Annotated in this window: 13 protein-coding genes; 3 read left to right on the top strand and 10 right to left on the bottom strand. The window is 72.4% G+C overall.

Going from position 1 to position 17,076, the window contains the following annotated elements:
• Positions 1-387 precede the first annotated feature (387 nt).
• Both OG899_RS16685 and OG899_RS16680 read right to left on the bottom strand, forming a co-directional pair.
• Complete coding sequence (locus OG899_RS16685; RefSeq protein WP_125499222.1) at positions 388-1,056, bottom strand: HAD family hydrolase; 669 nt, start codon at positions 1,054-1,056, stop codon at positions 388-390.
• Between the two features lie 88 nt (positions 1,057-1,144).
• The gene (locus tag OG899_RS16680) at positions 1,145-1,666 is read right to left on the bottom strand and encodes a DUF6912 family protein (protein WP_125499221.1); all 522 of its coding nucleotides are present in this window, start codon (positions 1,664-1,666) and stop codon (positions 1,145-1,147) included.
• Positions 1,667-2,351: 685 nt separating this feature from the next.
• Here OG899_RS16680 and OG899_RS16675 point away from each other — a divergent pair.
• Positions 2,352-2,696 carry an Rv3235 family protein gene (locus tag OG899_RS16675; RefSeq protein WP_308293341.1) on the top strand — a complete coding sequence of 115 codons (345 nt, stop codon included), beginning with the start codon at positions 2,352-2,354 and terminating at the stop codon, positions 2,694-2,696.
• Positions 2,697-2,787: 91 nt separating this feature from the next.
• On the opposite strand, the gene secA is transcribed toward OG899_RS16675, so the two are convergent.
• Complete coding sequence (gene secA, locus OG899_RS16670) at positions 2,788-5,604, bottom strand: preprotein translocase subunit SecA (protein ID WP_125499219.1); 2,817 nt, start codon at positions 5,602-5,604, stop codon at positions 2,788-2,790.
• A gap of 313 nt (positions 5,605-5,917) precedes the next feature.
• Here secA and OG899_RS16665 point away from each other — a divergent pair, with 313 nt between their 5' ends.
• Together OG899_RS16665 and OG899_RS16660 are read left to right on the top strand one after the other, a co-directional pair.
• Positions 5,918-6,499, top strand: coding sequence for a GNAT family N-acetyltransferase (locus OG899_RS16665; RefSeq protein WP_125499218.1), 582 nt, complete (start codon positions 5,918-5,920; stop codon positions 6,497-6,499).
• Positions 6,500-6,679: 180 nt separating this feature from the next.
• The gene (locus tag OG899_RS16660) at positions 6,680-7,882 is read left to right on the top strand and encodes a winged helix-turn-helix domain-containing protein (RefSeq protein ID WP_125499217.1); all 1,203 of its coding nucleotides are present in this window, start codon (positions 6,680-6,682) and stop codon (positions 7,880-7,882) included.
• 92 nt (positions 7,883-7,974) lie between these two features.
• On the opposite strand, the gene OG899_RS16655 is transcribed toward OG899_RS16660, so the two are convergent.
• From OG899_RS16655 to mtnA, 7 genes are all read right to left on the bottom strand, one after another.
• Complete coding sequence (locus tag OG899_RS16655; RefSeq protein WP_125499216.1) at positions 7,975-8,721, bottom strand: response regulator transcription factor; 747 nt, start codon at positions 8,719-8,721, stop codon at positions 7,975-7,977.
• A gap of 216 nt (positions 8,722-8,937) precedes the next feature.
• On the bottom strand, positions 8,938-9,630 hold the full coding sequence (gene hpf / locus OG899_RS16650) for a ribosome hibernation-promoting factor, HPF/YfiA family (RefSeq protein ID WP_406311073.1): 693 nt from the start codon (positions 9,628-9,630) through the stop codon (positions 8,938-8,940).
• A 289-nt stretch (positions 9,631-9,919) separates the two neighbouring features.
• Positions 9,920-10,819 carry a ComF family protein gene (locus OG899_RS16645; protein WP_125499213.1) on the bottom strand — a complete coding sequence of 300 codons (900 nt, stop codon included), beginning with the start codon at positions 10,817-10,819 and terminating at the stop codon, positions 9,920-9,922.
• 221 nt (positions 10,820-11,040) lie between these two features.
• Entirely contained in the window at positions 11,041-12,879 is a 1,839-nt protein-coding gene (locus OG899_RS16640) for an LpqB family beta-propeller domain-containing protein (protein ID WP_125499212.1), read from the bottom strand.
• The gene (gene mtrB, locus OG899_RS16635) at positions 12,869-15,043 is read right to left on the bottom strand and encodes an MtrAB system histidine kinase MtrB (RefSeq protein WP_168131963.1); all 2,175 of its coding nucleotides are present in this window, start codon (positions 15,041-15,043) and stop codon (positions 12,869-12,871) included. The genes OG899_RS16640 and mtrB overlap by 11 nt, the downstream gene beginning before the upstream one ends.
• Before the next feature lies 1 nt (position 15,044).
• Positions 15,045-15,734 carry a two-component system response regulator MtrA gene (gene mtrA, locus OG899_RS16630; protein WP_189343499.1) on the bottom strand — a complete coding sequence of 230 codons (690 nt, stop codon included), beginning with the start codon at positions 15,732-15,734 and terminating at the stop codon, positions 15,045-15,047.
• 131 nt (positions 15,735-15,865) lie between these two features.
• Positions 15,866-17,017 carry an S-methyl-5-thioribose-1-phosphate isomerase gene (gene mtnA, locus OG899_RS16625; RefSeq protein WP_125499209.1) on the bottom strand — a complete coding sequence of 384 codons (1,152 nt, stop codon included), beginning with the start codon at positions 17,015-17,017 and terminating at the stop codon, positions 15,866-15,868.
• Positions 17,018-17,076 lie beyond the last annotated feature (59 nt).

Below are 17,076 nucleotides of genomic sequence, written 5' to 3'. Positions count from 1 at the left end.
GAATATCAGCCAATTTCGACACGCCCGACGGATGTGACGCTGCTCTCGGCAGCGCTGCCGCCCGGGTCCGGCGCGGCCCGGTGGAGGCCGTCGCGACTCCGTGCCGCCCGCAAGGACCAGCGACCGTCGCCCGGTCACGGCGGTCCGTGCAGCCCGGGCGCAGAGCGGGAACGACGACGCCCCCGCGGACTATCGCGCTGATCACCTGACAAGGCTATCGCTCTTTACGGGGCACCCGTCATGAGCCGTATGTGTACAAAACACAGGGCCGGTTTTTGACGTTCTGCACAGCGGTGACGTCCTGTCCTCCGACGTATGCGCGGCGGACGGCCGGGCCGTGGGGCTGCGCTCGGCGCGTGGTGCCGCGCAGGGGCCGTGGTGCGCCGTTCAGGCCGCGAGGCGGTGCGCCTCCTGCACGGCTTCCTGCAGGGTGTCCACCACCGGGACGCCGACCGTCTCCAGGCTCGCGCGGCTGTGCGAACCACCGGTGTACAGCACCGCCTGCGCTCCGGCGTGCCGGGCGGCCAGCGCGTCGTCGGCGGCGTCCCCGATCACCACGGTGCGCGCCGGGTGCACCGTGTGGGCGAGGGCGTCCAGGTGCCGCACCATGTGCTCGGCCTTGCTCCCGCCGGACGGCCCGGTGCGCCCCTCGACGCGTATGAAGTGGGTCTCGATGCCCAGGCGCCGCACCAGCGGGACCAGCTCCTGGTGCCCGTACATGCTCAGGATCGACTGGCTGTGCCCGGCCGACGTCCACCCCTCGAGCAGCTCCAGCGCACCCTCGGCCAGCCCGCAGCGGGCCCGCTGCTCGGCGTAGTGCCGGTGGAAGACGTCGTCCATCAGCTCCCACTCGTCCTGGGTGGGCAGCCGTCCCATCAGGCGCTCGTAGAACTTCGGCACCGGCACGCAGTACAGCGCGCGGTACTGCTCCAGGGTGATCGGCTCCAGGCCCATGACCGCGAAGGCGGCGTTGGTCGCACCGACCACGGCCTCGTTGTCGTGGAACAGCGTGCCGTTCCAGTCCCAGACGATGTGTGCCCCTGACTGCTTGCCCATGCCGAGAGACGGTACTCCCTGCCACCGACAGTGACAGCCGGCCGGTCGTCCGGTGGGCTCTTGGGCTCTTGGGCTCGACGGTCGCGGTTCAGGCCGCGCCGTCCACCCCGAGAAGGTTGGGGATCTCCTGGGTGGCGTACCACAGCAGTTCGTGGTCCTCGGCGCCGTCCACCACGAACTGCGCGTCGTCGTCGCCCTGGTCCGCCGCCTGAAGGGCCTGCGCCGCGGCGGCCACGTCCGCCTCCGCGTCGTCGGCGTCCACATGGACCGCGGCCGCCTTGGCCAGCCGGACGGTACCTGTCACCCGCACCTCGCCCAGTGCCGCGGGGTCGAGGCTGCGGTCGGGGTCGACGCTCGCCGCGCGGTCGGGGACGTCGACGGCCACCACGACCCGGCGGCGCGGCGCGCCCGGATCCGCCGCCAGCAGGCGCAGCGAGGCCAGCGCGGCCCGGCTGAGCGCGGCGTACTCCAGCTCCTCCACGTCGTCGGAGAGGTACCACTCGCGCAGGCCGGGCGTGACGGCGTAGGCCACGAAGCCGTCCGCGCCCAGCTCTCCCGTCTTGTACACCTCGGCGAGACCGGGGAGGGTCAGGGGGACGTAGACGCGCATGCCGGCTGCTTTCCTGGTCGTCTCGTGGGTCGGGCTCCGGGGCGTACCGGAGACGGCCTTCAGGATACGTGCGACGTCCCCTTTCGTGTCCTTGGACGCCCCCGGCGCGCGTCCACCGGACGCCCCGTGCCTCACCCGGCCGTGCCGCGGCCGCCCAAGGCTCCCCGGTGGCACGACCACCCGGATGAGTGAATGTGGGGGACACCGACGGTGCGCCGCGGCTTCCTTGCCCGGTCCGGTCACGTCCCGTACAAGATCCCCTGCGGAAAGTTACCGCGCGGTACAGCTTCTGCCGTCACCATCGGAACGGGGACTCATGTACAAGGTCATGACCAGGGCACAGCGCCGCCCGGGCACTCGCCCGCCGGGCCGCCACGACACCCGCAGGCCGGGGGGAGGTCCGGGCGTCCGTGCGAGCCGCCCGGCGAACGTCGGCGGCGCCCCGGCCGCCCGCGTACCCGTCGCACGGGTACCGGCCGCTGCACGGGTGCCGGCCGCGCGGGTGCCTGCGGCGCGTACGGCAGACGCGCCCGGACACGCGGCCCCTGCGGCCGTTGCGACCGCACCACTGCCGTCCCGGCCGGAGACGGCCCCGCGCCCGGCCGGCGGCCCGTGTCTCACCTCCGTCCGGACGCGCGGCGGCCGGGATGCCTCCGCGGCGGCCGCGGCCGCGTCGCGTCCCTCGGTGGATCCCGTCACCACCGACGTCTTCGCCGAGAAACTGCTCGCGGTGCTCAGCGGGCAGCGACCGGTGCACTGGATGCTGCGGCACACCGTCGGCCAGGCCTACGACGAGCTGGCCCGGCTGGCCGCCCGCTTACCGTTGCGGGCCCGCGGCACCCGGCCCGTGGTGCGCGACATCGGCCACTGTGAACCCCGGCCGGGCGCTCTGGAGGTCTTCGCCCGCATCGCCGCCGGTGACCAGCTGCGCGCGCTGGCCTTCCGGCTGGAACGGGACCGTGATCTGCGCTGGCGGTGCACGGCGGTGGAGCTGGGCGGACCCCGCACGCAGCGGAGCCATGAGGCGTGAGCGGCCCGGGGCCCGCCGGGCACGCGGAAGGCCGGGCCCTGACGTCAAGGACCCGGCCCTGCTCACGGTCGCGGCGCGCGGCCGCGTCGGCTCACTTCTTGCGGCGCCGTCCGCCCTTGGCCTGCTTGCGCCGCTCGGCCCGGGTGAGACCGTCGGCCTCGGACCGGACGGGCTGGCCGTCGGTGGGGAACTCGCCCTCGATCACGCCGCCCTCGCCGTCCACGGTCGGGGCGGTGAAGTGCAGGTCGCGGCGCTGCGGGGCGTCCAGGCCCTTGGCCCGGATCTCCGGCCGGGCACCCGCCTGCGCGGGCACCGCGTCCTGCGGCGCCTTCTCCAGGGACGGCGCGGCCTGCTCGACCGGGACCTCCTCGACCTGCTGCTCGACCTGGACCTCCAGGTTGAACAGGTAGCCGACGGACTCCTCCTTGATGCCCTCCATCATGGCCTGGAACATGTCGAAGCCCTCGCGCTGGTACTCCACCAGCGGGTCCTTCTGCGCCATGGCGCGCAGGCCGATGCCCTCCTGGAGGTAGTCCATCTCGTACAGGTGCTCGCGCCACTTGCGGTCCAGCACCGACAGCACGACCCGGCGCTCCAGCTCACGCATGATCTCCGAGCCGAGCTGCGCCTCGCGGGCCTCGTACTGCTCGTGGATGTCGTCCTTGATGGACTCGGCGATGAACTCGGCGGTCAGGCCGGCCCGGTCGCCGGCCGCCTCCTCCAGCTCCTCCACGGTCACCCGGACCGGGTACAGCTGCTTGAAGGCGCCCCACAGCCGGTCGAGGTCCCAGTCCTCCGGGAAGCCCTCGGAGGTCTCCGCCTGCACATAGGCGTCGATGGTGTCGTCCATGAAGTGGCGGATCTGCTCGTGCAGGTCCTCGCCCTCCAGGACGCGGCGCCGCTCGGCGTAGATGACCTCACGCTGCCGGTTGAGGACCTCGTCGTACTTCAGGACGTTCTTGCGGGTCTCGAAGTTCTGCTGCTCGACCTGCGACTGCGCGGACGCGATGGCGCGGGTGACCATCTTGTTCTCGATCGGCACGTCGTCGGGGACGTTGGCCATCGACATCACGCGCTCGACCATCTGCGCCTTGAACAGGCGCATCAGGTCGTCGCCGAGGGAGAGGTAGAAGCGGGACTCGCCCGGGTCGCCCTGACGGCCGGACCGGCCGCGCAGCTGGTTGTCGATCCGGCGGGACTCGTGCCGCTCGGTGCCGAGCACGTAGAGGCCGCCGAGCTTCTCGACCTCCTCCTTCTCGGCCTTGACGGCCGCCTCGGCCCGCTCGAGCGCCTCGGGCAGGGCCGCGGCCCACTCCTCGATGTGCTCCTCCGGGTCGAGGCCGCGCTGCCGCAGCTCCGCCTCGGCGAGGTCCTCGGGGTTGCCGCCGAGCTTGATGTCCGTACCGCGGCCCGCCATGTTCGTCGCCACGGTCACGGCGCCCTTGCGGCCCGCCTGGGCGACGATCTGCGCCTCGCGCTCGTGGTGCTTGGCGTTGAGCACCTCGTGCGGGATGCCGCGCTTGGTGAGCTGCTGCGACAGGTACTCCGACTTCTCGACGGAGGTGGTGCCGACCAGGACCGGCTGGCCCTTGGCGTGCTTCTCGGCGATGTCGTCGACGACCGCCGCGAACTTGGCCGCCTCGGTGCGGTAGATCAGGTCCGGGTTGTCCTTGCGGATCATCGGCCGGTTGGTCGGGATCGGGACCACGCCGAGCTTGTAGATCTGGTGGAACTCGGCGGCCTCGGTCATCGCCGTACCGGTCATGCCGGACAGCTTCTTGTAGAGGCGGAAGAAGTTCTGCAGGGTGATCGTGGCGAGCGTCTGGTTCTCGTCCTTGATCTCCACCCCTTCCTTCGCCTCGATCGCCTGGTGCATGCCCTCGTTGTAGCGGCGGCCGGCGAGGATACGGCCGGTGTGCTCGTCGACGATCATGACTTCGCCGTTGATGACGACGTAGTCCTTGTCGCGCTTGAACAGCTCCTTGGCCTTGATGGCGTTGTTGAGGTAGCCGACCAGCGGGGTGTTCACCGACTCGTAGAGGTTGTCGATGCCCAGCCAGTCCTCGACCTTGGTGACGCCGGACTCGTGGATGGCGACGGTGCGCTTCTTCTCGTCGACGTCGTAGTCGCCGGTCTCCTCGATGCCCTTGAGCGGGTTGCCGGCCTCGCCGCGCTTGAGCCGGGTGACCAGCTTGGCGAAGTCGCTGTACCACTTGGTGGCCTGGTCGGCCGGGCCGGAGATGATCAGCGGCGTACGGGCCTCGTCGATGAGGATGGAGTCGACCTCGTCGACGATGGCGAAGTTGTGCCCGCGCTGGACCAGCTCGTCCTTGGACCAGGCCATGTTGTCGCGCAGGTAGTCGAAGCCGAACTCGTTGTTCGTGCCGTAGGTGATGTCGCAGGCGTACTGCTCGCGGCGCTGGGCCGGCGTCATGTTGGCGAGGATGCAGCCGACGGTCAGGCCGAGGAACCGGTGCACGCGGCCCATCAGCTCGGAGTCGCGCTCGGCCAGGTAGTCGTTGACCGTCACGATGTGCACGCCGTCGCCCGAGATGGCGTTCAGATACGCGGGCAGGGTGCCCACGAGGGTCTTGCCCTCACCGGTCTTCATCTCGGCCACATAGCCCATGTGCAGGGCGGCGCCGCCCATCAGCTGCACGTCGTAGTGCCGCTGGCCGAGGACGCGCTTGGCCGCCTCGCGCACCGTGGCGAAAGCCTCGGGCAGCAGGTCGTCCAGGCTCTCGCCGTCGGCGTAGCGCTGCTTGTACTCGTCGGTGAGGGCCCGCAGCTCGGCGTCGGAGAGGTCGATGAAGTCCTCTTCGATGGAGTTGACCTGGTCCGCGATGCGGTGCAGCTTGCGCAGGATCTTGCCTTCGCCTGCACGCATGATCTTCGAGAGGACGGACACGGGAGTGGGTCTCCTTGCCGGTCGGGCCTGGGACGGTCTGTTTCCATGTGGCGCTGCTGAGCAACGGCCATCGTATGCGAGGACACGGCCGCGCCGGGAGGGCCTGCCGGAAGGGCACTCGTCGGGCTGTGGCACGTCGCCTTCACAGAGGACAACGTCCCGGGAGGGCCGATGGTGCCGCGGACCGCCCGTGATGTGCGCGAATCGTGATCGCCGCTTCTCCTTCCGGTCGGCGCGCGGAAGTCGCCCGTCCTGCGGCCCGTGCGGACGGAAGCATGGCGCGGCGACACTCCGCGGTCGCACAATCGGCCGGGTGGACCCCGTGACGCTCACCACCGACCGCCTCGTGCTGCGCACCTTCCGGCCGCAGGACACCGACGCGGTGTACGTCGCGGCCCGGGACCCGGAGATCCAGCGCTGGGTCACGCTCCCCTCCCCCTACCTGCCCGAGCATGCACGGATCTTCACCGAGCAGGTCGTCCCGAGGGCCTGGGCCGACGGCTCGGCGTGCACCTTCGGCCTCTTCCTCGGCAGCCCCGACGGGGACCTGGTGGGTGCGATGTCCCTGCACCGGGGCTCCGAGGGCACGGCGTCGATCGGGTATTGGTGTGCGAGGGCGCACCGGGGCAACGGCTACATGACCGAGGCGGCGCGTGCCGTGGCCCGCTGGGCCTTCACCCGGCTCTCCGTCGACCGTCTGGAGTGGCGCGCCGAGGTCGGCAACACGGCCTCCCGTCGGGTGGCCGAACGGGTCGGGTTCACCGTCGAGGGCGTCCTGCGCTGCGCGCACGACCACCACGGGGTGCGCCGGGACTGCTGGGTGGGGTCGCTGCTGCCCTCGGATCTGGGCCTGCCGTCGACGTCGCCGTATCTGCCGGCTCCCGACCGGCACTGATCCCGGCCTGACCGGCCGGACCGGCGTCCTGGAGTCCGACCGTCCCGAGGTCCCGGGAGTCCGGGAGTCCGGGACTCCGGGGGTCGGGAGTCCGGGGGCCGGAAGTCCGTGGGCCGGGCGCCGGCCGGGGAACGTCGCAGGTCGGACGCCCTTGTCAGTGGGCGCTCCTATCGTGCACGCATGACGACGCTCCCACGCCCCACCATCGACCTCTCGGCGGACGAGGCCCGCCGCATCGTCCTGCGGGCCCAGGGCTTCCTCGGCGCACCGGACCGGCGTGCCGGCGTGCGCGGCATACTGCGCGGCCTCGGTGCGATCCAGCTCGACACCATCTCCGTGCTCGCCCGCTCCCATGAGCTGATCCCCTACGCCCGGCTGGGCGCGGTCGGCCGCAGGACGGTGCACGACGCCTACTGGACCGCCGCCGGTGACGGCGCCGCCCCGGCCGGTCCGCACGCCTTCGAGTACTGGGCGCACGCCGCGTGCATCCTGCCCATCGAGGAGTGGCCGCACTTCGCCTTCCGCCGCCGCGCCTACCGCAACCGCCCGCACTGGAACCACGAGCTGCCCGACGAGGTGTACGAGCAGGTCGTCAAGCAGGTGCGGGCCGAGGGACCGCTGACCGCGACGGAGCTGGGCGGGGCCAAGCGGACCAGCGAGTGGTGGGACTGGTCCGGCGCGAAGGTCGCCGTCGAGCGGGCGCTGATGTACGGCGAGGTGGTGTGCGTCCAGCGGCGCGGCTGGAAGCGGGTCTACGACCTGGCCGAGCGTGCCGTCCCGCGGGAGCTGCTGCACGACGATCTGGACGACGCCGAGTGCCTGCGCCGCCTGGTCGGGCTGGCCGGCCGGGCGCTGGGCGTGGGAACCAGGGCGGACATCGCCGATTACTACCGGCTCAAGGGCGAGCAGGTCGACGCGGTGATCGCGGACTCGGGGCTGGTGCCGGTCCGGGTCGAGGGCTGGGGCAGGCCGGCCTGGGCGCACCCGGAGGCGCTCGCGACGCCGCCGCGCGGCCGGCACCGCACCACCTTGCTGTCCCCGTTCGACTCACTGATCTGGGAGCGGGCGCGCACCGAGCGGATCTTCGGGTTCACCCACCGGCTGGAGGCGTATGTGCCCCGGCACAAGCGGGTCCACGGCTACTACGCGATGCCCGTGCTGGCCGGGGGCCGGCTGGTCGGGCGGGTGGACCCGGCTCGCGCGGGCCGGACCCTGGTGGCCAGGCAGGTCACCGTGGACGGCATCAAGGCCGTGCCGGCGGTGGCGCGGGCTCTGGTGGAGGCGGCGAGCTGGGTGGACTGCACCGATGTCCGCGTCGAACGGGTGGATGCCCCCGAGCTGCGGGCGCCGCTGGAGCGCGAACTGGCCCGCCTGTCGGCCTGACGCAACGGCGTCGCCGGGCGGCCCGCTGCGTCAGGTGCGGTTGCCTGTTCCGCGCAGTCGGCCGGTGACCGTCCGCGGGGAGGTGGTCGCGGCTACCGGATCTCGAGGATCTTCTCCCGCATCGCGTAGACCACCGCTTCCATCCGGGAGTGCAGCTGGAGCTTCTCCAGGATGTTGCGGACGTGGTTCTTCACGGTGTTCTCGGAGATGAACAGCTCCTTGGCGATGTCCCGGTTGTTCTTCCCGGTGGCCACCAGCTTGAGGACCTCCAGCTCCCGGTCGGTCAGCCGGGGGGCGGGGACCAGGCGGCGCTCGTCGGTGCGCTGGATCATCGATTTGAACTCGGTGAGCAGCTTCGACGCCATGGAGGGACTGATCTGCGACTGGCCGTCGGCCACCGCCCGGATGGCGGTGGCCACCTCGTCGGTGGAGATCTCCTTGAGCAGGTATCCGGTCGCCCCGGCCTTGATCGCGTCGTAGAGGTCGGCTTCCTCGTCGCTGATCGTCAGCATGATGATCTTCGCGCTGGGGGCGACCTCCTTGATGGAGGTGCATGCCTCGATGCCGCCCCGTTTCGGCATCCGCACGTCCATCAGCACGATGTCCGGGAGCAGGTCGGCCGCCTTCTCCACGGCCTCGGCACCGTCGCCCGCCTCCCCGACGACCTGGATGTCCTCCTCGGCGGCGAGCACGATCTCCAGGCCGCGCCGGAAGAGGGCGTGGTCGTCCACGACAAGGACTCTGATCGGCTCCTTGCGGGACGTGCCCGTGTCCGGGCCCGCGCCGGCGGCACCGCCGTCGGCCTCCTCGTCCCGCATCGGTCCGAAGGTGTCCGTCATCGTTGCTTCCTCCCCCTGAGGCTGTGGCCTGGTGTGCGGTGCCGTGGCCAACCCAAGGCAACGGCCTGCCTGTTGAGCCGTTGCGGCCATGATTTCATGTCGGGCGGACGATGCGGTGAACAAGCGGTGCGCGCAGAAGCGCGCGGGAGTCGCACCGGTGCCCCTGGGGGCGCACGCGCGCACCAGGGGCACCGGCTCCGGGGTCGGCCGGGCGGGTCAGCCGCCGAGCGTGCCGCCCGCCTCGGGAGAGTGTTGCTGGGTGACCATCGTGTCCGTCCTGAGGTGGATCACGCCGTAGTCGTAGGCGTGCCTCCGGTAGACGACGCTCGGTTCCTTGGTCTCGGAGTCGACGAACAGATAGAAGTCGTGTCCGACCAGCTCCATCTCGTACAGCGCCTGGTCGAGGGTCATCGGAGCGGCGACGTGGGTCTTCTCGCGGACGACGAGCGGCCCCTCGCCCTGCACCTCGAGCGATCCGACCTTCTTGGTGGGGACCTGTTCCTTCTTCTCCTCACCGCCGGTCGCGCCGGTGCCGTTCAAGGTGGCCACGCCCGGGACGTGGTCGGGTACCTCGGACGCGGGGACCCGCCGTGCGCCTCGGCGGGAGAAGCGCTTGTCGTGCTGCTTGCGCAGCCGGGCGCCCAGCTTCTCCGCTGCCAGATCGAGCGCCGCGTACGGATCGCTGGCGGCCGCCTCCGCCCGGATCACCGGACCGCGGGAGCGAAGCGTGATCTCCACTCGGTCGCAGCGGTCGGCCTGCCGGGGGTTGGGCTCCTTGGACACCTCGACGTCGAGGCTGATCACCTTGGCATCGAGCCTCTGGATCTTCTCCAGGTTCAGCTTCTCGACCACGTGCTTGCGGAACCGCTCGGGCACCTCTGTCTTGCGGCCCTTGACGACGATGTCCACGCAGAACTCCGTTCCCGGAGCGCTCCGCCCGGGCGGCGGAGCATCTCCCTTGTGCACCTGGTTCCGGTCACCTCCGGAACCTCGGACTCGGTGACGTCCACCTCCTTGCCCGTGGGGCGAGAAACGCACTGCCCGCGGTCGTGCGCGAAATATCGCAAACCCGCGGCACGGCATTCCGATATGAGGGGAACGGCCGTTGCCTTTCCCTCACGACTGAACATATCTCGCACGGGCGGACGGCGTCACCCTCTACCCTGAGGTACCTCCGTTCAGGTGAAATGACGCTCTCTTACCTGCAACGATGCACGTTTTTTGTCAGTTCCTGATTTTCGACGACGGAATCCGGCGAGGCCGCGACGACGGCCGCGCAGATCACATGACCGGCGCCGTACGCTCTCCGCATTTCCGATGCGCGATACACCGGGTTCCCCTCCTTCCGCGACCGTCCCGTTCTGTATGCCTCCATCTCTTCCCTGACCCGCGCGGCGTACACGGCCGACGTCACCGCGCGTGCCGCTTCCGCCAGTGACGTGCCCGTGGTCATCAGGTCGTCGACCAGCACGACCGGTCCGGCCCGCAGCAGGGCGGCGCCGTGCGGGGCCGTGGTGAGCGCCCCGGTGAGGTTCTCCCGACGCTGCCGGGAGCCCAGCCCCGACTGGTCGGACACCCCGCGCCGCTGCCGCAGCACGGCCAGTACGCGGGCCGCGACACCGCCGCGGCGCAGCCCGGCCGCAGCGGCGAGTGCGATCCGCCGTGTCGGATCGTGGCCGCGGGCCCGTACGGCCTGCCGCGCCGAGGGCACCGGCACGAGCAGCACCGGCGCGCGGCCTCCCCCTGCCGGCCCGGCGCCGTGCCCACCCGGCGCGCCCGTCGTGCCGGGCGGTCCGGCCGCCGTCCCGCGCAGCCCGGCCCGCACCGCGCCGGCCAGGGCGGCTCCCAGCGGAGCGGCGAGGGAGATCAGGCCGCGTTCCTTGTGGGCGAGCACGGCCGCCCGTACTTCGTCCGCATACGCGGCCGCCGCGTACACGGCCGGGAGACCCGGCGGCTCGGGCACCGGCCGCACCCGCCGCGGCACCCCGCCCGCCAGGGCGGCACGGCACCGGGGACACAGCACCGTACGCGGCGTGCCGCAGCCCGCACACTCGGCCGGCAGCACCAGGTCGGTCAGGTCCTGCCACCACCCGCGCATGGCTCCACTCTGCCAACGCCACGGCACCCCGGCCACCGCTGTGGACAACGGGCGTGAAGGCCTGTGGACAACGCCGCGCGCGTCCGCATCTGCATCACCCGCACGGGTGACCGCCGGGCCGGGGCCCGGGTGCGGACGTCGGTGTGGAGAGCCGGACTCCGGGTGCCGGCGTCAGTGAGAGGGCCGGTCCCCGGGGCGCGGGCACCTGCGCGGAGCAGGGCTCAGCCGGGATACACCGGGGCCGAGCCGTCCTTGACCACCTTCTGCCACTGCGCCCCGGACGGCAGCCGGACGATGCCGTCCTCCGAGTACGCCACGAGCGGCAGCCGCCCGTCGGCGGTCGCGGCGACCGACTGCACACCGGTCAGCGCGGCGGGCGAGGGGCCCTGCGGTGTGGAGCCGTCGACCTGGACGTACCGCATCGTCTGCACCCCGCCCTGCTCGCGTCCGACCACCACGAGCCGGCTGTCGCCCGCCCACGACATGGCGGTGACGTCCTCCAGCTCGGGCGCCGCGGGCCTGAGGTCCAGCACCGACACCACCGGAGTGCTCCCGGCCGCCCGCTCGATCCGCCCGATCAGCAGGGATCGGGTGGTGTCCGCGTGTTCCACGACGAGCGCGATCCGCACGCCGTCGGCCGCCACCCGTACCGCGTCGATGCGCCCGTCCAGGCCGGGCACCCGCACCTCGTTCGGCCGGCCCGCACCGTGCTCCAGCATCAGCAGCCGCGGCCGTCGCGGGTCGCGGTCGGCCACCCACAGGTCGCCGTGCTCGTCCCAGCTGGGCGGGGTGAGCCGGTCGTTCTCCGACGCGCCCTGGCTGCGCACCACCGGCTCGCCGAGGGTGCCGCCGGGTGCCAGCCGCGCGACGAACAGCGCCGACTTGTCGGCGCTCACCCCGGCCGCGGTGCGCTCGTCCCAGGACACGGCCGCCGAGGTCAGTCGCTGCAGGCCCTCACCCAGCGGGCCGGGCACCGGGTCCGGGACGGTGCCGGTGGTGCCCGCGGCGAGCCGGACGAGCCGCTGCTCGTCGTCCAGGAAGTACAAGTACTCCGGCTTGCGCAGCGAACCGCGGGTGGCCACGGTCTCGGCGCGGTCCTCGCCGAGCGTGCACAGCGTGGTCCCGTCGGTCCGCTCCAGCGTGACGGTGTCCACGGTGGGCGTGAGGTTCTGCAGGGTGAACAGCAGCTGCGTCGCCATCTGCCGGCACTGCCGCTGCCCGGCCCGGGAGGCCCTGTCGTTGAGCGGCACCGTGAGCCGGTTCTGGTCGTCGGGGGTCAGCGTGGTGACGCCCGCGCGCAGCGCCGATCCTTGCGGGAAACTCGACACGACCACCGGTGAGAGCCAGCGGGTGGGCCCGGCCAGCAGGGACCGCACCATCTGTGTCATCGCGTCCACCCGCCGCCGCACGTACACCGGGTCGGCGACGGCCGTCACCGGTCCCGTCGCCGTCGTCCCGTCCTGGCTGCCGGAGGCGAAGTAGTACTTGTCGACGGAGACGTAGTTGCGCTGGAAGTCCGACCGCCCCATGACGACGCCCTGCGGGAGCCGGTCGATACGCCACTGCCCGGTCTTCGCGTCCCGGATCAGGTGCACCGGCTGGCTGTAGTGGCCGTGCAGCGGCGTGTACGCCTGCTGCTGGTCCAGCCGTGCCACCGCGGTGCCGGTCAGGGTGAAGGCGTAGGCGTCGCCGTCCTCCCGTGCCGTGGTGCGGTCGACCCGGATGTCCGGCCCGTCGGAGAGCACGGTCGTGGACTCCTCCGGGGTCCATCGCCGCGCGGCGGTGCCGGTCAGATACTGGCGTGCCGTCGTGTACTGCGGGTCGTCGCTGGTCAGCGCCTCCAGGAAGCCCTGCACGATCTCCGAGGGCGGTGCGTCCTCCCGCGGCGGCAGTGCGAAGACGCGGACCTCGGCGTCCTGGCGCGGTGTGGACTCCACATCACGCAGGTCTCCGCTGTCGGGCATCGAGGCACACGCCGACAGCAGCATCACCCCGGCACCGGTGCAGGCCAGCGCGCGCATCGACCGCCGCCATGCGCCCCCCTCGCGGTCAGCGCCCACCGAATGCCTCCCCTTCCCGCGCCGTGTCCCGTGCTCCTGCCGCCCCGGGTTCTGCGGTGCGCGTGGTCTGCTCCGTCGCCGGCCGGCTCGCGGACGCGGGTGCGGCCGACTGCGGCCGGGCGCCCGAGGCGGGCCGGGGCACCACCGGTGCGCCGCGGTCCGGCGCCGCCGCTCCGGCCGACGGAACGGTCGCGGGAGCCCGGTCGCCCTTCGGTGCCCGTTCGTCCCCCGGTTCCCGTTCGCCCTGCGCCTCGCGGCCGGTCCCGGCCTCCCGGTCGGTCCCGGTCTTCCGGTCGGCCGTCGTCTCCCGGCCCGGCGGCAGCGCCCGCTCGCCGGTCGCCTGCGCGGGGACGGTGGCCCGCTTGCCGTCGCCGGGCAGGCCGGCGCCGCGCAGCGCCCGGTTGCGCCGCGAGTCCAGCGGCTCCAGCGGTATGGGCGAGCCCCGCAGCGGCTCGTCGGCGGTGCGCGGCAGCGTCAGCCGGAACTGCGAGCCGCCGCCCGGCTCGCCCCACGCCTGCAACCAGCCGCCGTGCAGCCGGGCGTCCTCCAGAGCGATCGACAGCCCCAGCCCGGTGCCGCCGGTGGTCCGCGCGCGGGCCGGGTCGGCCCGCCAGAAACGGTTGAAGACGCGTGCGGCCTCGCCCGGTTTGAGCCCGACGCCGTAGTCGCGGACCGCGACCGCGACCGCACCGCCGGCGGCGGCGAGCCGGACGACGACGTCCCGGCCCTCGCCGTGCTCGACGGCGTTGACGACGAGATTGCGCAGGATGCGCTCCACCCGGCGGGCGTCGGCCTCGGCCACCACGGGCTGCTGGTCGCCGACGACCCGGATCACCGTGCCCTTGCGCTCGGCGAGCGGTTCCGCGCCGCTGACCACGCGCCGCACGACGTCGCGCAGGTCGACCGGCTCGGCCTCCAGCGCCGCCGCGCCGGCGTCGAAGCGACTGATCTCCAGCAGGTCGGCCAGCAGCGACTCGAACCGGTCGAGCTGGTCGGCGAGCAGCTCCGCCGAACGCGCCGTGACCGGGTCGAAGGTGTCCCGCGCCTCGTGGATGACGTCGGCCGCCATCCGCACGGTCGTCAGCGGGGTGCGCAGCTCGTGCGAGACGTCGGAGACGAACCGGCGCTGCATCCGCGACAGGTCCTCCAGCTGGTTGATCTTCAGCTGGAGGTTCTGGGCCATCTTGTTGAACGCCTCGCCCAGGCGCGCGATGTCGTCCTCGCCGGTGACCTTCATCCGCTCCTGCAGACGTCCGGCCGACAGCCGCTCGGCGATCCCGGCGGCCATCCGCACCGGTGTGACCACCTGCCGCACCACCAGCCACGCGATCGCCCCGAGCAGCACGACGACGAACAGACCCGCCGTGGCCAGGGTGCCCTTGACCAGGCTGAGCGACTTCTCCTCCTGCGTCAGCGGGAAGAGGTAGTACAGCTCGTACGGGTCGCCGTTGGGGTCGTCGACCCGCTTGCCGATGACGAGCGCGGGCTCCGGCTTCTTGTCGGTGTCCTTGTAGACGATCCGGGTGTAGCTCTGTGCGGCGGTGGTGCTGGCGTTGATCCGGGCCCGCAGGTCGGCGGGGACGCTGGCGGTCGGGTCCACCTGCCCGGAGGCGCGCGGGCCGCGTCCGCCGCCGCTCTCGTCCCCGGTGGGCAGCGTGACCACGTCGAAGGCGCCCTGGCCGCCGCTGGACAGCGACAGCACCAGCTCGCTCATCCAGGAGATGACGTTCTGCGAGGAGTGGCCGTCCCGGCCGGTGCCGTCGTCGGACGTGCCCGCCGCCGCCTCGTCGGCCTTCTGCTTGGCCACCGCGAATCCGCCGGTGGCCTGGCTCTGCGACGCCTTCACCTTGGCCTCGAGCAGGCCGTTGCGCACCTGCCCGATGACCACGAAGCCGAGCAGCAGCACCACGCCCAGCGACATCAGCAGCGTGGTGACGACCACCTTCAGCTGGATGTTGCGCCGCCACAGCCGTATGACCGGCAGCAGCGGACGGCGCACCCAGCGCAGCAGCAGCCGCAGGATCGGGCTGCCCTGCACACCGCCGTGCAGCAGCCCGCCCTCCAGCAGACCCGCCCAGAAGGAGCCCGCGCCGTCCCGGCCCGCGGACCGTCCGGCGTGGGCTCCGGTGCGCCCGGACACCGAAGCGGCACCGTCCCCGGTCACGTCAGCTCGGCCCGGCCTTGTAGCCGACACCACGGACGGTCACCACGATCTCGGGCTTCTCCGGGTCCTTCTCCACCTTCGACCGAAGCCGCTGGACGTGCACGTTCACCAGACGCGTGTCGGCCGCGTGCCGGTAACCCCACACCTGCTCCAGCAGCACCTCGCGCGTGAACACCTGCCACGGCTTGCGGGCCAGCGCCACCAGCAGGTCGAACTCCAGCGGGGTCAGCGCGATGGACTTGCCGTCCCGCTTCACGGAGTGCCCGGCCACGTCGATGACGAGGTCGCCGATGGTGAGCTGCTCCGGCGCCGGCTCCTCCGACCTGCGCAGCCGCGCCCGGATGCGGGCCACCAGCTCCTTGGGCTTGAACGGCTTGACGATGTAGTCGTCGGCACCGGACTCCAGGCCCACGACGACGTCCACGGTGTCGCTCTTGGCCGTCAGCATCACGATCGGCACCCCGGACTCCGCGCGGATCAGCCGGCACACCTCTATGCCGTCCCGGCCGGGCAGCATCAGGTCCAGCAGCACCAGGTCGGGCTTGGTCTCGCGGAAAGCGGCCAGCGCCTTGTCGCCGTCGGCCACGAACGACGGCTCGAAACCCTCACCACGCAGTACGATCCCGAGCATCTCGGCCAGTGCGGTGTCGTCGTCGACGACAAGGACTCGTCCCTTCATAAACGACATCATCCCATTCTCGTAACGGTCTCAGGGGCGCTGGTGAGGCAGGTCACTGGCCTGTGACGATAGCCGCAGGGGTCGCCACTGTCTGCTTCGGCCCGAGAACCGGCGGCCGCCGCCGTCCGGACGTCACGCAGCGGTCACGGCCGCTGACCGGCCGTCGACGCCCGCGAACGCGCGCACAGTTCGGCGAGGCCGGCCGCGGTCACCGGGGAGACCACGCCGTCCTCGGTGACGATCGCGGTGACCAGTTCCGGCGGGGTCACGTCGAAGGCCGGGTTGTAGGCCTGCGTGCCGAGCGGCGCCACCGGCAGGCCCCCGCCCGCCACCGTCACCGGCGCCTGCGGAGCCATGAGCTCGGTGACCTCGTGGCCGGGACGCTGCTCGATCTCGACGGACGCTCCGTCCGGGGTGTCCGGGTCCACCGTCGTCACCGGGGCCACCACGACGAACGGCACATGGTGGTAGCGCGCCAGCACCGCCAGCGGATAACTGCCCACCTTGTTCGCCACCGAACCGTCGGCCGCGATGCGGTCCGCGCCCACCAGCACCGCGTCCACCTCGCCCGCCGCGAACAGCGACCCGGCGGCGTTGTCGGTGAGCAGGGTGTACGCCATCCCGTTGCGGGCCGCCTCGTACGCCGTCAGCCGGGCGCCCTGCAGCAGCGGCCGTGTCTCGTCCACCCACAGCCGACGCAGCCGGCCCGCGCGGTGCGCGGCGAGGGCCACGGCGAACGCGGTGCCCTCCCCGCCCGACACCAGGGACCCGGTGTTGCAATGGGTGAGGATCTGGTGCGAGCCGCCGGGGAGCAGTTCGTCCAGCAGCGCCAGCCCGTGCTCGGCCATCCGGGCACTGGCCCGGGCGTCCTCCTGGTGCAGCTGCCGCGCCGCGGCCAGCGCCGCCGGCGCCGCCCGGCGGGGATCGCCGGTTGCGGCGAGCGCGGCCCGGTAGGCGGCGAGCGCCCGGCGCACCCCGACCGAGAGGTTCACCGCGGTCGGCCGGGCGTTCTCCAGGGCCCGCGCGGCGTCCTCCACGTCGAAGCCGCGGGCGGCGGCGAGCGCGACGCCGTACGCCCCGGCGATGCCGAGCAGCGGTGCGCCCCGCACGGCCAGCGACCGGATCGCCTCGACCAGGGCCGGTGCGTCGGTGCACACCAGCTCGACCTCCTCGGCGGGCAGCCGGGTCTGGTCGAGCAGGACCACGACGGGGCCCTCCGGCGGCTCCTGCCAGCGGATGACCGGCGTGCCCGCCGGACGGCCCTCTCGACGGGTCTGCGCGAACTGATCAGCCATGCCGCCAGTCTTCCCTTCGGCGCGCGGACAATTGAAGAAGTGGCACCGCCCCCACCGCG

The sequence above is a fragment of the Streptomyces thermoviolaceus genome, from assembly GCF_045209695.1.
GTDB lineage: Bacteria > Actinomycetota > Actinomycetes > Streptomycetales > Streptomycetaceae > Streptomyces > Streptomyces thermoviolaceus.
This window is presented reverse-complemented; position numbering and strand designations above follow the sequence as displayed.

What these genes read in the sequence shown, in the direction of transcription:
- OG899_RS16685 (WP_125499222.1), bottom strand. Translation starts at nt 1,056, where the DNA reads ATGGGCAAGCAGTCAGGGGCACACATCGTCTGGGACTGGAACGGCACG.
- OG899_RS16645 (WP_125499213.1), bottom strand. Translation starts at nt 10,819, where the DNA reads ATGCGCGGGTGGTGGCAGGACCTGACCGACCTGGTGCTGCCGGCCGAG.
- mtnA (WP_125499209.1), bottom strand. Translation starts at nt 17,017, where the DNA reads ATGGCTGATCAGTTCGCGCAGACCCGTCGAGAGGGCCGTCCGGCGGGC.
- OG899_RS16680 (WP_125499221.1), bottom strand. Translation starts at nt 1,666, where the DNA reads ATGCGCGTCTACGTCCCCCTGACCCTCCCCGGTCTCGCCGAGGTGTAC.
- OG899_RS16655 (WP_125499216.1), bottom strand. Translation starts at nt 8,721, where the DNA reads ATGACGGACACCTTCGGACCGATGCGGGACGAGGAGGCCGACGGCGGT.
- OG899_RS16660 (WP_125499217.1), top strand. Translation starts at nt 6,680, where the DNA reads ATGACGACGCTCCCACGCCCCACCATCGACCTCTCGGCGGACGAGGCC.
- mtrA (WP_189343499.1), bottom strand. Translation starts at nt 15,734, where the DNA reads ATGATGTCGTTTATGAAGGGACGAGTCCTTGTCGTCGACGACGACACC.